The following is a 19,077-nucleotide window of genomic DNA, read 5'->3' on the forward strand; positions in this document are numbered from 1 at the left end:
TAGCCCTGAACCAAGCCTGTGCGCAAACGTCATCTACAGTGAACAAGCGCGGGACTACCTTAAACGTCACGGAGAATCACACTATGAGCACTGATGGTGCTTCAAGTCCAAGCCGCCTGCTGCCCAGGCTGCTGGGGATCTTGCTGCTGATCATGGGCCTGGCCTTGTTGGCCGGGGGCATCAAGCTGAGCATGCTCGGCGGGTCGCTGTACTACCTGCTGGCCGGTATCGGCATCACCCTGACCGGCCTCCTGCTGCTGGCCACGCGCCGCGCGGCGCTGGGCCTGTACGCGGTGGTGCTGTTCGCCAGTACGCTGTGGGCCCTGTGGGAAGTCGGCCTGGACTGGTGGCAACTGGTGCCGCGCCTGGCCCTGCTGTTCGCCTTGGGCATCGTCATGCTGCTGCCGTGGTTGCGCCGTCCCCTGCTGCGTGGCCAACCCGCCCCGCTGGGCACCGGCGCGCTGAGCGTGGCCGTGGTGCTGGCCGGCGCAACCGCCATCGCCAGCCAGTTCACCAACCCCGGTGAAATCAAGGGCCAACTGGACCGCGACGCGGTACCGGGCATGACCAATGCCGCGCCGGCCCAGGCCGATGGCGACTGGAATTCCTATGGCCGCTCGGCCTTCGGTGACCGTTACTCGCCGCTGGCGCAGATCACCCCGCAAAATGCCCACAAGCTGGTACCGGCCTGGACTTATCGCACCGGCGACCTGCCTGGCCCGGGCGACCCCGGCGAAACCACTGCGGAAAACACCCCGCTGAAAGTCAACGGCATGCTCTACGTGTGCACCCCGCACAGCCAGGTGATTGCCCTTGACCCGGATACCGGCAAGGAAATCTGGCGTTTCGACCCCAAGCTCTCGACGCAAAAAGCCGCGAACTTCAAGGGTTGGGCACACATGACCTGCCGTGGCGTGTCGTATCACGATGACGCAGCCTATGCCGCCACCGAGCAAAGCCCGGCCACCGGCGCCGCTGCGCCAGCCGCCAATGCCTGCCCGCGCCGCATCTTCCTGCCGACTGCCGACACCCGCCTGATCGCCCTGAACGCCGACACCGGCAAGATGTGTGAAGACTTCGGCGACAAAGGCCAGGTCGACCTGGGCGCCAACATCGGCACGTTCGCCCCCGGTGGCTACTACTCCACCTCGCCGCCAGCCGTCACCAAGAACCTGGTGGTGATTGGCGGTCACGTCACCGATAACGTCTCCACCGACGAGCCGAGCGGCGTGATCCGCGCGTTCGACGTGCACACCGGCAAGCTGGTGTGGAACTGGGACAGCGGCAACCCGGACGACACCACGCCGATTGCCGAAGGCAAGACCTACACCCGCAACTCGCCCAACATGTGGTCGATGTTCGCGGTCGATGAAAAACTCGGCATGCTCTACCTGCCGATGGGCAACCAGACCCCGGACCAGTTCGGTGGCTACCGTACCCCGGCTTCCGAGCTGCATGCTGCCGGCCTGACTGCCCTGGATATCGACAGCGGTAAAGTGCGCTGGCATTTCCAGTTCACTCACCATGACCTGTGGGACATGGACGTGGGCGGCCAGCCAAGCCTGATCGACATCAAGACCGCCGCCGGCGTGAAGCAAGCCGTAATGGCCTCGACCAAGCAAGGCAGCATCTACGTGCTCGACCGCGCAACGGGCGAGCCGGTGGTGCCGATCAACGAAATCCCGGTACCGCAAGGTGCGGTCGCGGGCGATCACACCTCGCCAACCCAGCCCAAGTCCGACCTCAACTTCATGCCACCGCCCCTCAAGGAACGTGACATGTGGGGCGTGACCCCGTTCGACCAACTGCTGTGCCGGATCGACTTCAAGTCCCTGCGCTACGACGGCCCGTTCACCCCGCCCTCGCTGCAAGGCTCGATCGTCTACCCAGGCAACTTCGGCGTGTTCGACTGGGGCGGCATCTCGGTTGACCCGGTACGCCAGATCGCGTTCGTCAACCCAAGCTACATGGCGTTCAAGTCGACCATGATCCCGGCGGAAAAAATCGCCGCCATGGGCCCGCGTGTCAGCGAGACCGAAGGCGTGCAGCCGAACAAAGGCACCCCTTATGGCGTGGTCCTGGAAGCGATGCTCTCGCCCATGGGCCTGCCGTGCCAGGCGCCGGCCTGGGGTTATGTGGCCGCTGTGGACTTGACCAACAACAAGACCATCTGGATGCACAAGAACGGCACCGTGCGTGACAGCTCGCCAGTGCCCATCCCCCTGAGCATGGGCGTGCCAAGCCTGGGCGGGACCTTCACCACGGCCGGTGGCGTGTCCTTCCTCAGCGGTACCCTCGACCAGTACCTGCGTGCCTATGATGTGAAAAACGGCAAGCAACTGTGGGAAGGCCGCCTGCCTGCGGGCGCGCAAACCACCCCGATGACCTACACCGGCAAGGACGGCAAGCAATACGTGCTGGTCGTGGCGGGCGGTCATGGTTCCCTGGGGACCAAGCAGGGTGACTATGTGATGGCGTTCAAGCTGGCGGATTAAGCGACAGCTGCAACAAAAAACCCCGGGATTCCGGGGTTTTTTATTTGAAATACCGTTCAAATGTGGGAGCTGGCTTGCCTGCGATAGCGCTGGATCAGTTGGCATATGTTGCACTGACCCACCGCTATCGCAGGCAAGCCAGCTCCCACACAAGCCCTCTCCCACATGTTGACCGCGCCGGGCCCGTCACACCGTGCTGCGATCGCGGCGCATCCACATCTCAAAGGCCATGGCATTCAATGGCCGGCTGATCAGGTAGCCCTGGGCGGTGTCGCAATTCCATTGTTTGAGCAGCCTCAGGCTGGGTTCGAACTCCACCCCTTCGGCCACCACCTTGAGCCCCAGGTTGTGGCTCATCTCGATGGTCGAACGCACGATCACCGCGTCGCCGCTGGTGCTGTCGAGGTTGCGCACGAACGACTGGTCGATCTTCAGTTCCTGCACCGGCAAGCGCTGCAATTGGGCCAGGGACGAGTAGCCGGTACCGAAGTCGTCCACCGACAGGCTGATGCCACAGCCGCGCAATTGCTCGAGAATGCGCAACGCCTGTTCCGGATTGTGCATGATCGCGCTTTCGGTGATCTCGAAAATCAACTGCCCGGCCAGCACCCCGTGCAGTTCCAGCAGCTCGGTGACCCGTGGTGCCAGCCCTTCATCGCCCAGGTCGTCCACCGAAATATTCAGCGACAGCTGCACTTCCAGCCCACGCACGCTCCACTCTGCCAACTGGCGGATCGCCTCTTCGATCACCCAGTGCGTCAGGCTGGCCATGCTGCCGGAGCGTTCGGCCAGGGGGATGAATTCGGCGGGGGATACCAGGCCCAGGGTCGGGTGCTGCCAGCGCAACAGCGCCTCGGCCTGGCGCACATAGCCGTGGCGCAGGTCGAGCTTGGGTTGATAGCACAGGAACAGTTCGTCTTCGATGGCGGCGCGGCGCAGGTCGCGGATCAGACTGATCTGGCGTTGATGGGCGAGGTCGCGGTCCTGTTGGTAAATCTGTAAATAGCCAGGCAGCGCGGCCGCGTCGTGACGGGCAATGGCGGCGCGGCTGATCAGCTCTTCGACCTGCTGGCCATCCTCGGGGTAGGCGGCAATACCCATGCTCACTTCGTGGCGCAGTTCGTCGCCACCGACCCGCTGCGGCTCGGTCAACAGGCTGTACAGGCGGTCGGCGCGGGCCACGGCGCTGTCGAGCTTGGTGTTTTCCAGCAATACGAGGAATTCGCTGCCGGTAATGCGCGCCGCCGAATCCCCCGCCGCCAGGCTCGACAGCAGGCAGCGGCTGGCCTCACGCAGCATTTCCTCGACGCCCTGGGGGCCAAAGCCTTCGTTGATCACCCGGTAGTTTTCAATCCCCAGGTACAGCACCACCACCGGCCGCCGCGCACTGATCGCACTGCCCAGGCGTTCCATGGCCAGGGCGCGGTTGGGCAGGCCGGTCAGCGCATCGTGCAGGGCGTTGTGCGCCAACTGCCGCTCGCGTACGGCAATGCCGCTTTGCATCGCGTTGAAGGCCCGGGCCAGCAGGCCGAACTCATCTTTGCCGCGCACCGCCACCGGGGTGCGGTAATCCCCGCCGCCAATACGCTCGGCCGCCTGCACCAGGGCATCGAGCGGGCGCGACACGCGGCGCGCCATCAACAGCGCGCCCACCAGCGAGACCAGCAGGGCCGCCAGGGCGATGCCGAGAAACTGCCGGTCCAGCGGCGCAAAGGATTGCAGGGCATGGTCCAGCGGGCTTTGCAGCAAGGCCATGACTTGCCCGCCATCACCGGTGTTGGCCAGGGGCAGGACCTGGCTGAGAAAACGCTGGCCGTGCAATTCGCTCATCTGCGCCAGCTCGGCGGTACTCGATTCCTGCAGCGCCTGGATGATGGCCGGGCGGTCGGCCGAGGGCTGGGTGCTGAACAGGGTGCCCGGCTGCCCCTGGTCCATGCTCATGAACGACACCTCCAGATTGCTCAGGGAGCGCAATTCGGCGGCAAACACCTCATCCATGGAAAAGCCCATGACCACCCGCGCAATGGGCAGCGGGTCCAGCACCTCTTCCTGCACCAGCAAAAACGGCTGGCCGGCCAGGGCGACGATCAACATTTGCAGGGAGTTGCGCCGGGCATGACGCAGTGCATCGGCATAGGGGAAGGCTTGCTGCGCCGGCACGCCAGCCAGAGTGCTGACGATGACCTGGCCATCGAGCCCCAGCACAAACACCTCGCTGGAACGGATCCCGCTGCCATGCCGGCGCAGGGCCGCGAGGATCGGTGCCGGCTGGCCCTCGGCGACCGCGCGGCGAAATTGCTCGTCCACCGTCAGCCAGTCCAGGCCGTATTGCAGGCGCCGTCCGCGCAGGTCCAGCAGGCGCTCGAACACCCGGCTGCCGGTCTCCAGTTGCACCTGGGCCTGGTTTTCCACGGCGCGGGTGGTGGCAACCTTCACGGCGAAGTACACCGCGCCCACCACCACCAGCAGCAATAACCCCAACACCCCGACCAGCCGCGTCTGGAAAGCGTGGCGCCACTTCATTCGCTTGCCTCCTGGCAGCGTGCCCGCGCCCCAGCTCAAGCGTCCTTTTGTCATACGCATCCCTCGCGACTGCAGACCCGGTGTCAAATAAATGCCCGTTCTCTCGGGGCATTTGGAAAACCCAGATTAGCCGCAGCCGGGCAGAAGTAAACCTAATAAATGCGGGCGCCTGGCTGACATTATTTTGACGACAGATCACCGTCTAAACCCCACGGGCAGGCCTCAAATCGCCGTGTTTTTTTGCGCAAGAGAGTGCCGGTGCGCGGTGACTTGCCCGTTCCCGCAGCGGCACCGCGCTGACGTCGAAATATCATGCAATTTGTTGCTAACCACCCGCCGCCATTGAAACCACCGCTCACCTGCCCCATCTAACCTCCATACTTCACTATGCAGGTGCCCCATGAGCGACCAGCAAGAATTCCCCGATATCGACCTCAACGACTACGCCGACCCCGAAAACGCACAAACCCCGTCGTCCAACACCGGCCTGGCCCTGCCTGGGCAAAACCTGCCGGACAAGGTCTATATCATCCCGATCCACAACCGCCCGTTCTTCCCGGCGCAAGTGTTGCCGGTGATCGTCAATGAAGAACCCTGGGCCGAGACCCTGGAGTTGGTGAGCAAATCCGACCATCACTCCCTCGCGCTGTTCTTCATGGACACGCCACCCGAAGACCCACGGCATTTCGACACCTCCGCCCTGCCGCTGTACGGCACCCTGGTCAAGGTGCATCACGCCAGCCGCGAAAACGGCAAGCTGCAGTTCGTTGCCCAGGGCCTGACCCGCGTGCGCATCAAGACCTGGCTCAAGCATCACCGCCCACCGTACCTGGTGGAAGTCGAATACCCGCACCAGCCCAGCGAGCCGACCGATGAGGTCAAGGCCTACGGCATGGCGCTGATCAATGCGATCAAGGAACTGCTGCCGCTCAACCCGCTGTACAGCGAAGAGCTGAAGAACTACCTCAACCGCTTCAGCCCCAACGACCCGTCGCCCCTGACCGACTTCGCCGCCGCACTGACCTCGGCCACCGGCAACGAGTTGCAGGAAGTGCTGGACTGCGTGCCGATGCTCAAGCGCATGGAAAAAGTCTTGCCGATGCTGCGCAAAGAGGTGGAAGTTGCGCGCCTGCAAAAGGAAATTTCCGCCGAGGTGAACCGCAAGATCGGCGAGCACCAGCGCGAGTTCTTCCTCAAGGAACAGCTCAAGGTGATCCAGCAGGAGCTGGGGCTGACCAAGGACGACCGCAGTGCCGACGTCGAGCAGTTCGAGCAACGCCTGGAAGGCAAGGTGCTGCCGGCCCAGGCGCAGAAACGCATCGATGAAGAGCTGAACAAGCTGTCGATCCTCGAGACCGGGTCGCCGGAGTACGCGGTGACGCGCAATTACCTGGACTGGGCCACCTCGGTGCCGTGGGGCGTGTATGGGGAGGACAAGCTCGACCTCAAGCACGCACGCAAAGTCCTGGATAAACACCATGCGGGGCTGGACGACATCAAGAGTCGCATCCTCGAGTTCCTTGCCGTGGGCGCCTATAAAGGCGAAGTCGCCGGCTCCATCGTGCTGCTGGTGGGACCGCCGGGCGTGGGCAAGACCAGCGTCGGCAAATCGATTGCCGAGTCCCTGGGGCGGCCGTTCTACCGCTTCAGCGTCGGCGGCATGCGCGACGAGGCCGAGATCAAGGGCCATCGCCGCACCTACATCGGCGCCCTGCCGGGCAAGCTGGTGCAGGCGCTCAAAGATGTAGAAGTGATGAACCCGGTGATCATGCTCGACGAGATCGACAAGATGGGCCAGAGCTACCAGGGCGACCCGGCGTCGGCCCTGCTGGAAACCCTCGACCCGGAACAGAACGTCGAATTCCTCGACCACTACCTGGACCTGCGCCTGGACCTGTCCAAAGTGCTGTTCGTGTGCACCGCCAACACCCTGGACTCGATCCCCGGCCCGTTGCTGGACCGCATGGAAGTGATTCGCCTGTCGGGCTACATCACCGAAGAAAAAGTCGCCATCGCCAAGCGCCACCTGTGGCCCAAGCAGCTGGAAAAAGCTGGTGTGGCAAAAACCAGCCTGAGCATCACCGACGGCGCCCTGCGCGCGCTGATCGACGGCTATGCCCGCGAAGCCGGGGTGCGCCAGCTGGAGAAGCAACTGGGCAAGCTGGTACGCAAGGCGGTGGTCAAGCTGCTGGATGAGCCGGACTCGGTGATCAAGATCGGCAACAAGGACCTGGAAAGCTCCCTGGGCATGCCGGTGTTCCGTAACGAGCAGGTACTGTCGGGCACGGGTGTCATCACCGGCCTGGCCTGGACCAGCATGGGTGGCGCCACCTTGCCGATCGAGGCGACGCGCATCCACACGCTCAATCGCGGCTTCAAGCTCACCGGGCAGTTGGGTGAAGTGATGAAGGAATCCGCCGAAATCGCCTACAGCTACATCAGTTCCAACCTGAAGTCGTTTGGCGGTGACCCGAAGTTCTTCGACGAAGCCTTCGTGCACCTGCACGTGCCGGAAGGCGCCACGCCCAAGGACGGCCCAAGTGCCGGGGTGACCATGGCCAGTGCGTTGCTCTCGCTGGCACGCAACCAGCCGCCGAAAAAAGGCGTGGCCATGACCGGCGAACTGACCCTGACCGGGCATGTACTGCCGATTGGCGGTGTGCGCGAGAAGGTAATTGCGGCGCGGCGGCAGAAGATTCACGAGTTGATCCTGCCAGAGCCTAACCGTGGCAGCTTTGAAGAGTTGCCGGAGTACCTCAAAGAGGGCATGACGGTGCACTTTGCCAAGCGGTTTGCGGATGTGGCGAAGGTGTTGTTCTGATAGTTCTGTAGCGCCTGCACTGGCCTCATCGCGGGCAAGCCCGCTCCTACAGTTGGAATGCGTACTCTGTAGGAGCGGGCTTGCCCGCGATAGGGCCAGCACGGCCAACATCAACCCCCTGCTGTAACACCTTGTCTCATCTTCGGTTATGCTCGCCCTTCGTCGCCAATAAACGGAGCCTTCATGACCGCTGCCCGCCTGCTTCTTGCGCTAAGCCTCGCCCTGCTCGGGGCTTGCGCCAGTGCACCGAAGCAAAACGTCACCGTCGAAAAACAGAGCGCCTGCCCGCTCAAGCTCAAGGCCGGGCAAAACCTGACCCTGACCTTGCCGAGCAACCCCACCACCGGTTATCGCTGGGCGATCCAGGATTCGGCCGGCGGCGTGCTGCGCAGCCTCGGCCCCGAGGTCTACAGCAACCCGGAGGACGCCGGCGTAGTGGGTGCCGCCGGGCAATCCACCTGGCGCTTCCAGGCCTTTACCGCAGGTAGTGGCCGCCTGCGCCTGACTTCCCAACAACCCTGGGCCCCGGAAGTGAATCCGGTGGACACCTTTGACTGCGCCATTACGGTGAACTGATATGCCATGGATGATTCTTGCGTTGATGGGTGCCGGTACCTTTATCTACGGTCTGAGCACGCATGCCACCTTGCTTTGCCTGTTGGTCAAGCCGCTACCAGTGCTGGCGATGCTGGGCTGGCTGCATGACGCGCCGCCCAGCGACTATCGACGCTGGATCAGCCTGGGGTTGATTTTCTCCGTAGTGGGCGATGTGTTGCTGGCCTGGCCCGGCGACCTGTTTATCTTCGGCCTGGGCGCGTTTTTGTTCGCGCATCTGGCGTACCTCAAGGCCTACTTCAGCGACTGCCGCCGCCCGGCCCTGTTGCCACTGGCCCTGGCGCTGGGGGTTGGGGCAATTTTGTTGAGCATCCTGATTTCCCACGGCCTGGGCGATTTGCTGATTCCGGTGGTGGTGTACGCGTTGGTGATCAGCGCCATGCTCTGGCGTGCGCTGGCTCGCCTGGGCAGCGACGTGCCCAAGCGCTCGGCACAGCTGGCGGCCATCGGCGCGGCGTTGTTTGTGTTTTCCGACACGCTGATCGGCATCAACCGCTTTGTGGTGACCTTCGATGCCGCGCCGTATCTGTTGATCATCACCTACTGGTTGGGGCAATGGGGCATCACCGCATCGGCTTTCCATCAGACAACCCGCGCATCGCCTCGCCAACCTGGCTAAAATGCCGGCCTTTTCCACTTCGTCGCCGGAACAGCCGTGAGCAAAGAACCCGATCGCCTATTCGCCCAGCCCTTGCCCCAGGTGCCGGACTTCGCCTTTAACGAGGACGTGGTGCGGGTGTTCCCGGACATGATCAAGCGTTCGGTGCCCGGTTACCCGACCATTGTCGAGAACCTCGGCGTACTGGCAGCGCAGTTCGCCCAGCCGGGCAGTGTGCTGTATGACCTGGGTTCGTCCCTGGGCGCGGTGACCCAGGCCCTGCGGCGCCATGTGCGCACCGACGGCTGCCGGGTGATCGCTGTGGATAACTCGGCGGCGATGGTCGAGCGCTGCCGCGAATACCTCAACGGCCAGGATTCGATGTTCCAGGAGCTGCTGCCGGTGGAGGTAATCGAAGGCGATATCCTCGCCCTGCAGTTCCAGCCGGCCTCGGTGGTGGCGCTGAATTTCACCCTGCAATTTATCGCCCCCGAGGAGCGCCTGGCGCTGCTTGGGCGGATTCGCCAGGCGCTGCTGCCCGGTGGCGCGCTGATTCTCTCGGAAAAACTGCGCTTCAATGATCCCGAAGAACATGCATTGCTCACCGATCTGCACGTGGCGTTCAAGCGCGCCAACGGCTACAGCGAACTGGAAATCGCCCAGAAGCGCAGCGCCATCGAAAACGTCATGAAGCCCGACAGCCTCGAGGAACACCGTGAACGCCTGCTGGCGGCCGGGTTCTCGAAAGTCGTGCCGTGGTTCCAGTGTCTTAACTTTGCCTCGTTGATTGCCTTGCCATGATTGATCTGTCTCCCCTCGCCCGCCATCTGGTCGGCACTCCCCTGGCCGTATGGGCCCAGGGCCTGCAAGCACAACTCGATGCAAAGATGGAAAAGGGCCATGGCGACCTGGCCCGCTGGCAAAGTGCGCTGGACGCCTTGCCCAAGATCCAGCCAAGCAAAATCGACCTGCTGAACGGCCTGACCCTGGACACCGATTGCGATGACGCAACCCGTGAGCAGATGCATGCCGCGCTGATGGGCCTGAGCCCGTGGCGCAAGGGGCCGTTCAACCTGTTCGGGGTGCATGTGGACACCGAATGGCGCTCGGACTGGAAATGGTCGCGGGTCGCGCCGCACCTGAACCTCAAAGGCAAGCGCATCCTCGATGTGGGCTGTGGCAACGGTTATTACATGTGGCGCATGCTCGGCGCCGGCGCCGACAGTGTGATTGGCGTGGATCCCAACTGGCTGTTCTTCTGCCAGTTCCAGGCGGTGCAGCGCTACCTGTCGGCCCCCAACGCCTGGCACCTGCCGTTCCCGTTCGAGGACCTGCCGCCGAACATGGAAGGTTTCGACACAGTGTTCTCCATGGGCGTGTTCTACCACCGCCGCTCGCCGATCGAGCATTTGCTGGCGCTCAAGGATTGCCTGGTCAAGGGAGGCGAACTGGTGCTGGAGACGTTGGTGATCGAGGGTGATCAACAACAGGTACTGGTGCCAGAAGACCGTTACGCACAGATGCGTAATGTGTGGTTCCTGCCTTCGGTGCCGGCGTTGATGCTCTGGCTGCGGCGTGCCGGGTTCAGCGAAGTGCGTTGCGTGGATGTGAGCGTGACCACGGTCGAGGAACAGCGTGGGACAGAGTGGATGAAGTATCAGTCCTTGAGTGACTTCCTCGACCCTGAGGATCACAGCAAGACGATTGAAGGGCTGCCGGCGCCGATGCGCGCGGTGATTATCGCCAAGAAGTAACCCCCAATCGCCCTGAGAAAATGCAGATCAAGAATGTGGGAGCTGGCTTGCCTGCGATAGCGGTGGGTCAGCTACACATTTGGCAACTGGCAGACCGCTATCGCAGGCAAGCCAGCTCCCACAGTGATTGGGTTTTCACATTGAGATCAGGTGCTGGGCTTGGCCCTTCTGGCCTTGAAGAACTCACTCAACACCGTCCCACACTCCTCGGCCAACACCCCGCCTTCATACAACACCCGGTGATTGAGAAAGCCCTGGCTGAAGAACTGCCCCTGGCTCTGCACAATCCCGGCCTTGGGCTCCAGCGCGCCGTACACCACCCGGGCGATGCGCGAGTGGACGATCAGCCCGGCGCACATGCTGCACGGCTCAAGGGTCACGTACAGCGTGCTGCCCGGCAGGCGGTAGTTGCTGACGGCCTGGGCCGCCGCGCGGATGGCGACCATCTCGGCATGGGCGCTCGGGTCGCTGCCGCTGATCGGGCAGTTGAAGCCGCGCCCGATGATTTCGCCGTCCTGCACCAGCACCGCGCCTACCGGTACTTCACCCAGGGCCGCGCCCTGGGCGGCAAGAGCCAGGGCTTCACGCATGAAGTCCTGGTCACGGCTGCGGTCGATGATCGCCGTGGGGCGAATCTGGCGCATCACGCCACCTCGATGGCGGCCATCAGGCCGGTTTCCATGTGGTCGATCACATGGCAGTGGAACATCCACACCCCGGGGTTATCCGCCACCAACGCCACGCGGGCGCGCTCGTTCTTGCCCAGCAGGTAGGTGTCGGTGAAGTACGGCGTCACTTTATGGCGGTTCGAGGCGATGACCTTGAAGCTCATGCCATGCAGGTGGATCGGGTGCTGGTACTGGGTCATGTTTTTCAATTCAAAGATGTAGCTCTTGCCCAACTCGAGCTTGGCAATCGGGCGGTCGGCGCAGGTCTTGTCGGTGATATCCCAGGCCTGGCCGTTGATCTGCCACAGGCTCGGCGGCCTGTTTTCGACGTTGACCGAGACCGAGCCGACCCATTCGAAATTGAAGTTGAGTTTCTCGGCATTGGCCAGGTCCGGCTCGGCAATCGGGTTGGCCGGCAACGCGGGCGGCCACTCGCCCGGCGCATCAGTATTAGCCACCGAGCGAAAGGTACCCAGACGCACCGGGCCATTGCGGATCGACAGCTCTTCGCCGGCCGGCGGAGCCTTGATTGCCAGGCAGATGCGCATGCCCGGGCCTAGCCAGTATTCCTTGCCCAAAGGCCGTGGCTCGATGGGGTTGCCATCCAGCGCGTAGATCTGCGCCTGGGCGTTGGGAATGTTCAGGCGATAGGTCAGGGTGTTGTCGAGGTTGAGCAAGCGCACCCGGGTGATTTGCCCGGCAGGCAGGTCGATGACCGCCTGCGGCACACCGTTGATGGTCGACAGGCGCCCGGCCGTACCGCCACGGGCTGCTTCGCGGGGGATGCTGAACTCGACGAACTCACCCTGCTCGTCGATGTGCCAGTTTTTCAGGCTCAGGGTGCGTTCGTGCTGGAAGCCGGTGGGCTCGCGCTCCTCGACAATCAATGGGCCGACCAGGCCACGGCCCAGCTCTTCGCTGCTGCTGACATGGGGGTGATACCAGTAGCTGCCGGCGTCGGGCACGCGGAACTGGTAGTCGAAATACTCGCCAGGCAGTACCGGCAATTGCGAGACGTACGGCACGCCGTCCATTTCCAGGGGCAGGCGGATGCCGTGCCAGTGGATGGTGGTGGCAACGGGCAGGTGGTTGATAAAGCGCACCCGCAGCCATTCGCCCTGGCGTACACGCAACTCGGTGCCCGGCGCCGAGGGGCCGAAAGCCCAGGCTTCGGTCTTGTGTCCCGGCACCAGTTCCACGTCCAACGGTGCGGCAATCAACTCGTAATCACGCCCGACGCTGGCGTCCGCGACTTTCCCCAGCCAGTAGCGATAGGCGCCACCGGCACCGACACCCACCACTGCCAGGCCGGCGAGGCCACCAAGGATTTGTCGACGGGAAAAGGATCGGGACACAACAACCTCACGGATCTGCGCGGGCCCAGGGCCCGCAAAGGGCAAATACGATACACCCCTGCTGGCTAAACAGTAAGGCTTCGCATTGCCGCATGTGGGAAAGGGCCCGCTCCCACACAAGCCCGTCCCACGTTGGATCTTCAGCGTTGCTCAGGGCTTGGCGGCGGCCAGGATCAGCGCTTTCATCTCAGCGACCGCGCCCTTGAAGCCGACGAACAGCGCATGGGCGACCAGGGCGTGGCCGATGTTCAGTTCATTGATGCCCTTGATCGCCGCCACGGCTTCGACGTTGTGGTAGTGCAGGCCATGGCCGGCGTTGACCACCAGGCCCTCACGCAGGCCGCAGGCCACGCCATCGATGATGCGTTGCAGTTCGTCGGCGACTTCGGTCGGGGTTGTGGCATCGGCGTAGCGTCCGGTGTGCAACTCAATGGCCGGGGCGCCCACACGGCGCGAGGCTTCGATCTGTCGTTCGTCGGCATCGATGAACAGCGAGACTTCACTGCCGATCTGCGAAAGGCGCTCGACGGCGGCTTTGATCCGCGCTTCCTGGCCGGCCACATCCAGGCCGCCTTCGGTGGTCAGTTCCTGGCGGGTTTCCGGGACCAGGCAGATATGCGCCGGACGGATGCGCTCGGCGAAGGCCATCATTTCTTCGGTGATGCCCATTTCGAAGTTCATGCGGGTTTGCAGCACGTCCTTGAGCACCAGTACGTCGCGCTCCTGAATGTGCCGGCGGTCTTCGCGCAGGTGCACGGTGATACCGTCGGCGCCTGCTTCTTCGGCATCCAGTGCGGCCTTGACCGGATCAGGGTAGCGGGTGCCCCGGGCCTGGCGCAGGGTGGCAACGTGGTCGATGTTGACGCCAAGAAGAATGCGATTGCTGGTGGTCACGGAAGCGCTCCTGAAAAGGGAAAGAATCGGCGCACAGCATACACGGGGATGTCAGGGCTTTCGAAACAACTCGCGACTGACCAATGGCCGACCGCCCAGATGCACGGCCAGGGCCTGGCGCATCAGGCGCTTGGCGGCAGACAGGGCGCCAGGCGCTGTCCAGTCAGCCTCGCTCATGGCCAGCAGTTCGGTGCCCTGGAACAGGCCCGGTTGCAGCAGATAGACGCGCTCCAGCCCGGCGTCCACTTGCAGGCGGTACATGCCGTCGCTGGCGATGGGCTCGCCGTGCAGGTCGTTGCTCAGTTCAAAACCGTAGCCCAGGTCGTCGAGCAGGCGCCATTCGAAGGCACGCAACAGCGGCTCCAGGGGACGGCCTTCGGCCAGGGCCAGCAAGGTGGCGGCGTAGTGATCGAACACCGCTGGGTGCGGGTCTTCGGCGGGCAAAAGACGGATCAGCAGTTCGTTGAGGTACAGGCCACTGAATAGCGCCTCGCCATTGAGCCAGGCCGAGGTGCCGATGCTTTCCAGGCGGCCGACGTTTTTCAGCTCACCCTTGCCGCGAAACTCCACCTCCAGGGCCACGAATGGCCGCGCCAACGTGCCCGCCTTGCCCCGCGCGCTGCGCAATACCGCGCGCAGCCGGCCTTGGGGCGTGAGGAAGTCCACCAGGGCGCTGGTCTCGCGGTAGGCGCGGCTGTGCAGGACGTAGGCGGGTTGGCTGGGGGGTGGGGATTGGGACATGAATGTCTCTTCGCAGAACTTAAGAACAGCGATAAACCAATGTGGGACCTGTCTTGTGTGGGAGCTGGCTTGCCTGCGATGCAGACGCCTCGATGTGTCACGTAAACCGAGGCGATGCTATCGCAGGCAAGCCAGCTCCCACACAAGCCCGCTCCCACATTTTGTCCTGCGGTGTTACTGGTGACTGATTACAGGTCGCCGTAGCCCAGGGAGCGCAGTGCGCGCTCATCATCAGACCAGCCGCCCTTAACCTTCACCCACAGGTTAAGCATGATCTTGGAATCGAACAGCAATTCCATGTCCTTGCGCGCCTCGGTGCCGATGCGCTTGATGCGCTCGCCCTTGTCGCCAATGATGATTTTTTTCTGGCCGTCACGTTCGACGAGGATCAGCGCGTGGATATGCAGGGTCTTGCCCTGCTGCTTGAACTCTTCGATTTCCACGGTGATCTGGTACGGCAGCTCGGCGCCCATCTGGCGCATGATTTTCTCGCGTACCAGTTCGGCGGCGAGGAAACGGCTGCTGCGGTCGGTGATCTGGTCTTCCGGGAAGAAGTGCTCGTTCTCCGGCAGGTAGCCGGCGATCACCCGCTCCAGGGCTTCGAGGTTGTGCCCGTGCTGGGCCGAGATCGGCATGATCTGGGCGTTCGGCAGTTGTTCCTGCAACCAGCTCAGGTGCGGCATCAACTCGGCTTTGTCTTCGATACGGTCAGTCTTGTTCAGCGCGACGATCAACGGGCCGGTGACATACTGCACACGCTCCAGCACCATCTGGTCCTCATCGGTCCACTTGGTGCGGTCAACCACGAAGATCACCACGTCGACGTCTTTCAACGCCGCTGAAGCGGTCTTGTTCATGTAGCGATTCAGGGCTTTCTCGCCGCCTTTGTGCATGCCCGGGGTGTCGACATAGACCGCTTGCACGTTGCCTTCGGTCTTGATGCCCAGCATGTTGTGGCGGGTGGTCTGCGGCTTGCGCGAGGTGATCGCCAGCTTCTGCCCCAGGATATGGTTGAGCAGCGTGGACTTGCCCACGTTGGGACGGCCGACGATGGCAACATAGCCACAGCGTGTTGCGGTTGAATCAGTCATGGCCATTCTCCACGCCCAGGGCAATCAGTGCTGCAGCGGCCGCTACCTGTTCGGCAATACGACGGCTCACACCCTGACCTCGGCTTTTTTCGTTCAATAAGGTGACTTCGCATTCGACGAAGAACACACGGCAATGCGGCTCACCCTGGATATCCACCACTTCGTAGCGTGGCAGTTCGCAGCCGCGCGACTGCAAAAATTCCTGCAGGCGGGTCTTGGGATCCTTGTTGGTATCCACCAGGGTCAGGCTGTCGATTTCCGACGCCAGCCAGGCCATGACCCGTTCCTTGGCCACTTCCATCCCGGCATCGAGATAGATCGCGCCGATCAGGGCTTCCAGGGCATCGGCCAGGATCGACTCACGGCGGAAACCGCCGCTTTTCAACTCGCCGGAACCCAGGCGCAGGTATTCGCCCAAGTCAAAACCACGGGCCAGGACGGCCAGGGTCTCGCCTTTCACCAGGCGCGCGCGCAGGCGCGACAACTGGCCTTCACGGGCCAGGGGGAAGCGGTTGAACAGGGCTTCGCCAGCGGCGAAGTTGAGAATGGCATCACCGAGGAATTCCAGGCGTTCGTTGTTGCGCCCGGCAAAACTGCGGTGTGTGAGGGCAAGGACCATCAATTCCTGGTCCTTGAAGGTGTAGCCGAGCTGACGCTCAAGACGACTCAAAGAAACGCTCACGGTTTACCTACTTTCAGTACGTGGCGGCAAAGGCCATCGACGATTAACGCTGTGTTCAAATTCAAATCCTGGCAATGCTGTGTGTTGCTCGAGGCCGGACCAATGTCCAAGCCCCAGAAAAGCATTCGGCGCTGTGTTCACAGCGCCGCATGGATTACTTGATCAGTCCCACCCGCGAGAAGTTCGGCAGGTGGCTGAGCTTGGGTTCGGGCCAGCTCATCCAGACCGCGAAGGCCTTGCCGACGATATTCTGGTCGGGAACCATGCCCAGCAGCTCCTTGGGAATGCTTGGATCATCCCAGTAGCGGCTGTCATTGGAGTTGTCGCGGTTGTCGCCCATCATGAAGTAGTGCCCGGCAGGCACGGTCCACTGGTTGTCGGGCGGCGAACGGTAGCGGCTCATTTCCTTGCGGATCTGGTGCTCTACCGCCCCGAGTTTTTCCTCGTACAGCTCGGCGCTGCCCAGGGTGTTCGGCTCGGAACCGATGAGTTTCTCGGCCACCGATTCGCCATTGACGAACAGGCGCTTGTCGCTGGTGTAGCGGATCACGTCACCCGGCAGGCCGACCACACGCTTGATGTAGTTGACGTTCGGGTCGCTTGGGTAGCGGAATACCATCACATCGCCGCGCTGCGGATCACCCACCTCGATGATTTTCTTGTCGATCACCGGCAAGCGGATCCCGTAGGAAAACTTGTTCACCAGGATGAAGTCGCCCACATCCAGGGTTGGTTTCATCGAGCCCGAAGGAATCTGGAACGGCTCTACCAGAAACGAGCGCAGCACCAGCACGATGAACAACACCGGGAAGAACGACTTGCCGTATTCAACCAGCAAAGGCTCTTTGTTCAGCTTCTCGATCACTACGCCATCGGGCTGGCTGACGCTGCCCTGATAGGACGCGATGGCCGCCCGACGACGCGGGGCGAAGAACAGCAGATCGAGCAGCGCCAGGAGACCACAGACGGCAACGGCGATGACCAGCAACAGCGGGAAATTTAGTGACATAGGACCTAACTATCCAACCTGAGCACCGCAAGGAAGGCTTCTTGTGGAATTTCCACGTTGCCCACTTGCTTCATGCGTTTTTTACCGGCCTTTTGCTTCTCGAGCAGCTTGCGCTTACGGCTCACGTCGCCGCCATAGCATTTGGCCAGTACGTTCTTTCTGAGTGCCTTGACGGAAGTCCGCGCAATGATCTGCCCGCCAATGGCGGCCTGGATCGCGACGTCGAACATCTGGCGCGGAATCAGTTCTTTCATCTTCTCGGTCAGTTGGCGACCTTTGTAGTGCGCATTGTCCTTGTGGACGATGAGCGCCAGGGCATCAACCTTGTCACCGTTGATCAATACATCGAGCTTCACCAGATTGGCCGATTGATAACGGTCGAAATGGTAATCCAGCGAAGCATAGCCGCGACTGGTGGATTTGAGACGGTCAAAGAAGTCCAGGACCACTTCGTTCATCGGCAAATCGTAGGTCACTTGGACCTGGGTACCGAGGAACAGCATGTCGTGCTGCACGCCACGCTTTTCGATACACAGGGTAATGACGTTGCCCAGGTGTTCCTGCGGCACAAGAATATTGGCGCGCACGATCGGTTCGCGCATGTCTTCGATGGACGACAGATCCGGCAACTTGGACGGGTTGTCGACGTAAATCGTTTCACCGGTTTTCAGCGCCAGCTCAAAAATAACGGTTGGCGCGGTGGTGATCAGGTCCAGGTCGTACTCGCGCTCCAGGCGCTCCTGGATGATCTCCATGTGCAGCATGCCCAGGAACCCGCAGCGGAAGCCGAAGCCCAGGGCGTCGGAGCTTTCCGGGGTGTACTGCAACGAAGAGTCGTTGAGGGTCAGCTTTTGCAGGGCTTCGCGAAAATCCTCGAAGTCGTCGGAGCTGACCGGGAACAGACCGGCATAAACCTGTGGCTGGATGCGCTTGAAACCTGGCAGCACATCGACATCAGGCGTCGAGCTCAAGGTCAGGGTGTCACCGACCGGCGCACCGTGGATGTCCTTGATACCGGCGATGATGAAGCCTACTTCACCGGCTTTCAGATCAGTGGTAGCGGTGTGCTTGGGGTTGAATACACCGACGCTGTCCACCAGGTGGATCTTGCCGGTGGACTTGACCAGGATCTTGTCGCCCTTCTTCACCCGGCCATGGCGCACGCGTACCAGGGACACAACGCCCAGGTAGTTGTCGAACCAGGAGTCGATGATCAACGCTTGCAGCGGATCTTCGTAGTTGCCGGTTGGCGCGGGAATGGTCTTGACCAGGCGCTCGAGCACTTCGTCGACACCCAGGCCAGTCTTGGCGCTGCACTCGACGGCGTCGGTGGCGTCAATGCCGATGATTTTTTCGATTTCTTCCTTCACGCGGTCCGGATCGGCCTGTGGCAGGTCGATCTTGTTCAGCACCGGCATGACTTCCAGGCCCTGCTCGATGGCGGTGTAGCAGTTGGCCACGGACTGGGCTTCTACGCCCTGGCCCGCATCCACTACCAGCAACGCGCCTTCACAGGCCGCCAGGGAACGGCTGACTTCATAGGTAAAGTCGACGTGGCCCGGGGTGTCAATGAAGTTCAGCTGGTACTTGATACCGTCTTTGGCGGTGTAGTACAGGGTAACGCTGTGGGCCTTGATGGTGATCCCGCGCTCGCGTTCGAGGTCCATGGAGTCCAGGACCTGGGCTTCCATTTCACGCTCGGCAAGGCCGCCGCACATCTGGATGAATCGATCGGCCAGCGTCGACTTACCATGGTCAATGTGGGCGATGATGGAGAAATTGCGGATATGACTCAAATCACTCACGGATCAACACTCAAAAAGGCTGCAGG

The 19,077-nt window shown here is 62.2% G+C and carries 15 protein-coding genes; 6 read left to right on the forward strand and 9 right to left on the reverse strand.

What is annotated here, in order from left to right:
• The first annotated feature begins 83 nt into the window (after positions 1 to 83).
• Positions 84 to 2,495: a glucose/quinate/shikimate family membrane-bound PQQ-dependent dehydrogenase gene (locus ACSSVH_RS20895; protein ID WP_172312049.1), complete on the forward strand. Its 2,412-nt coding sequence runs from the start codon at positions 84 to 86 to the stop codon at positions 2,493 to 2,495.
• Between the two features lie 186 nt (positions 2,496 to 2,681).
• On the opposite strand, the gene ACSSVH_RS20900 is transcribed toward ACSSVH_RS20895, so the two are convergent.
• On the reverse strand, positions 2,682 to 5,018 hold the full coding sequence (locus ACSSVH_RS20900) for a putative bifunctional diguanylate cyclase/phosphodiesterase (RefSeq protein WP_170041801.1): 2,337 nt from the start codon (positions 5,016 to 5,018) through the stop codon (positions 2,682 to 2,684).
• Positions 5,019 to 5,418: 400 nt separating this feature from the next.
• Between ACSSVH_RS20900 and lon the strand changes: the two genes are divergently transcribed.
• The 5 genes from lon (at position 5,419) to cmoB (ending at position 10,806) form a co-directional block, all read left to right on the forward strand.
• Positions 5,419 to 7,839, forward strand: a complete 2,421-nt coding sequence (gene lon / locus ACSSVH_RS20905) for an endopeptidase La (protein WP_262376934.1) — start codon at positions 5,419 to 5,421, stop codon at positions 7,837 to 7,839.
• 183 nt (positions 7,840 to 8,022) lie between these two features.
• Positions 8,023 to 8,415, forward strand: a complete 393-nt coding sequence (locus tag ACSSVH_RS20910; protein WP_432754577.1) for a protease inhibitor I42 family protein — start codon at positions 8,023 to 8,025, stop codon at positions 8,413 to 8,415.
• A gap of 1 nt (position 8,416) precedes the next feature.
• Entirely contained in the window at positions 8,417 to 9,073 is a 657-nt protein-coding gene (locus ACSSVH_RS20915; protein WP_169954496.1) for a lysoplasmalogenase, read from the forward strand.
• Between the two features lie 36 nt (positions 9,074 to 9,109).
• On the forward strand, positions 9,110 to 9,853 hold the full coding sequence (cmoA, locus tag ACSSVH_RS20920) for a carboxy-S-adenosyl-L-methionine synthase CmoA (protein ID WP_169954497.1): 744 nt from the start codon (positions 9,110 to 9,112) through the stop codon (positions 9,851 to 9,853).
• A complete protein-coding gene (cmoB, locus tag ACSSVH_RS20925; RefSeq protein ID WP_169954498.1) occupies positions 9,850 to 10,806 on the forward strand; it encodes a tRNA 5-methoxyuridine(34)/uridine 5-oxyacetic acid(34) synthase CmoB in 957 nt (318 codons plus the stop codon). The genes cmoA and cmoB overlap by 4 nt, the downstream gene beginning before the upstream one ends.
• A 146-nt stretch (positions 10,807 to 10,952) precedes the next feature.
• Here the strand turns inward: cmoB and tadA are convergent, their stop codons facing one another.
• The 8 genes from tadA to lepA all read right to left on the reverse strand — a co-directional run bounded on the left by tadA (position 10,953) and on the right by lepA (position 19,051).
• Positions 10,953 to 11,450 carry a tRNA adenosine(34) deaminase TadA gene (gene tadA, locus ACSSVH_RS20930; protein WP_169954499.1) on the reverse strand — a complete coding sequence of 166 codons (498 nt, stop codon included), beginning with the start codon at positions 11,448 to 11,450 and terminating at the stop codon, positions 10,953 to 10,955.
• Complete coding sequence (locus ACSSVH_RS20935; RefSeq protein WP_492633678.1) at positions 11,450 to 12,829, reverse strand: multicopper oxidase family protein; 1,380 nt, start codon at positions 12,827 to 12,829, stop codon at positions 11,450 to 11,452. Before ACSSVH_RS20935 ends, tadA begins: the two co-directional genes overlap by 1 nt.
• A 150-nt stretch (positions 12,830 to 12,979) precedes the next feature.
• A complete protein-coding gene (gene pdxJ, locus ACSSVH_RS20940) occupies positions 12,980 to 13,723 on the reverse strand; it encodes a pyridoxine 5'-phosphate synthase (protein ID WP_432754579.1) in 744 nt (247 codons plus the stop codon).
• A 51-nt stretch (positions 13,724 to 13,774) separates the two neighbouring features.
• Positions 13,775 to 14,464, reverse strand: coding sequence for a DNA repair protein RecO (recO, locus tag ACSSVH_RS20945; RefSeq protein ID WP_169954502.1), 690 nt, complete (start codon positions 14,462 to 14,464; stop codon positions 13,775 to 13,777).
• Between the two features lie 188 nt (positions 14,465 to 14,652).
• A complete protein-coding gene (gene era / locus ACSSVH_RS20950; RefSeq protein WP_029297473.1) occupies positions 14,653 to 15,555 on the reverse strand; it encodes a GTPase Era in 903 nt (300 codons plus the stop codon).
• Positions 15,548 to 16,237, reverse strand: coding sequence for a ribonuclease III (gene rnc, locus ACSSVH_RS20955; protein ID WP_029297476.1), 690 nt, complete (start codon positions 16,235 to 16,237; stop codon positions 15,548 to 15,550). Before rnc ends, era begins: the two co-directional genes overlap by 8 nt.
• A 154-nt stretch (positions 16,238 to 16,391) precedes the next feature.
• Positions 16,392 to 17,246, reverse strand: coding sequence for a signal peptidase I (gene lepB, locus ACSSVH_RS20960; protein WP_032859965.1), 855 nt, complete (start codon positions 17,244 to 17,246; stop codon positions 16,392 to 16,394).
• 5 nt (positions 17,247 to 17,251) lie between these two features.
• Positions 17,252 to 19,051: a translation elongation factor 4 gene (gene lepA / locus ACSSVH_RS20965; protein WP_003210439.1), complete on the reverse strand. Its 1,800-nt coding sequence runs from the start codon at positions 19,049 to 19,051 to the stop codon at positions 17,252 to 17,254.
• Between the last annotated feature and the right edge of the window lie 26 nt (positions 19,052 to 19,077).

The sequence above is a fragment of the Pseudomonas sp. HC1(2025) genome (genome assembly GCF_058742075.1).

Excerpts from the sequence above, each read along its gene's own strand:
- era (WP_029297473.1), bottom strand. The coding sequence starts at position 15,555 with ATGACTGATTCAACCGCAACACGCTGTGGCTATGTTGCCATCGTCGGC.
- lepB (WP_032859965.1), bottom strand. The coding sequence starts at position 17,246 with ATGTCACTAAATTTCCCGCTGTTGCTGGTCATCGCCGTTGCCGTCTGT.
- ACSSVH_RS20910 (WP_432754577.1), top strand. The coding sequence starts at position 8,023 with ATGACCGCTGCCCGCCTGCTTCTTGCGCTAAGCCTCGCCCTGCTCGGG.
- ACSSVH_RS20900 (WP_170041801.1), bottom strand. The coding sequence starts at position 5,018 with ATGAAGTGGCGCCACGCTTTCCAGACGCGGCTGGTCGGGGTGTTGGGG.
- ACSSVH_RS20895 (WP_172312049.1), top strand. The coding sequence starts at position 84 with ATGAGCACTGATGGTGCTTCAAGTCCAAGCCGCCTGCTGCCCAGGCTG.
- recO (WP_169954502.1), bottom strand. The coding sequence starts at position 14,464 with ATGTCCCAATCCCCACCCCCCAGCCAACCCGCCTACGTCCTGCACAGC.
- cmoB (WP_169954498.1), top strand. The coding sequence starts at position 9,850 with ATGATTGATCTGTCTCCCCTCGCCCGCCATCTGGTCGGCACTCCCCTG.
- lon (WP_262376934.1), top strand. The coding sequence starts at position 5,419 with ATGAGCGACCAGCAAGAATTCCCCGATATCGACCTCAACGACTACGCC.
- tadA (WP_169954499.1), bottom strand. The coding sequence starts at position 11,450 with ATGCGCCAGATTCGCCCCACGGCGATCATCGACCGCAGCCGTGACCAG.
- ACSSVH_RS20915 (WP_169954496.1), top strand. The coding sequence starts at position 8,417 with ATGCCATGGATGATTCTTGCGTTGATGGGTGCCGGTACCTTTATCTAC.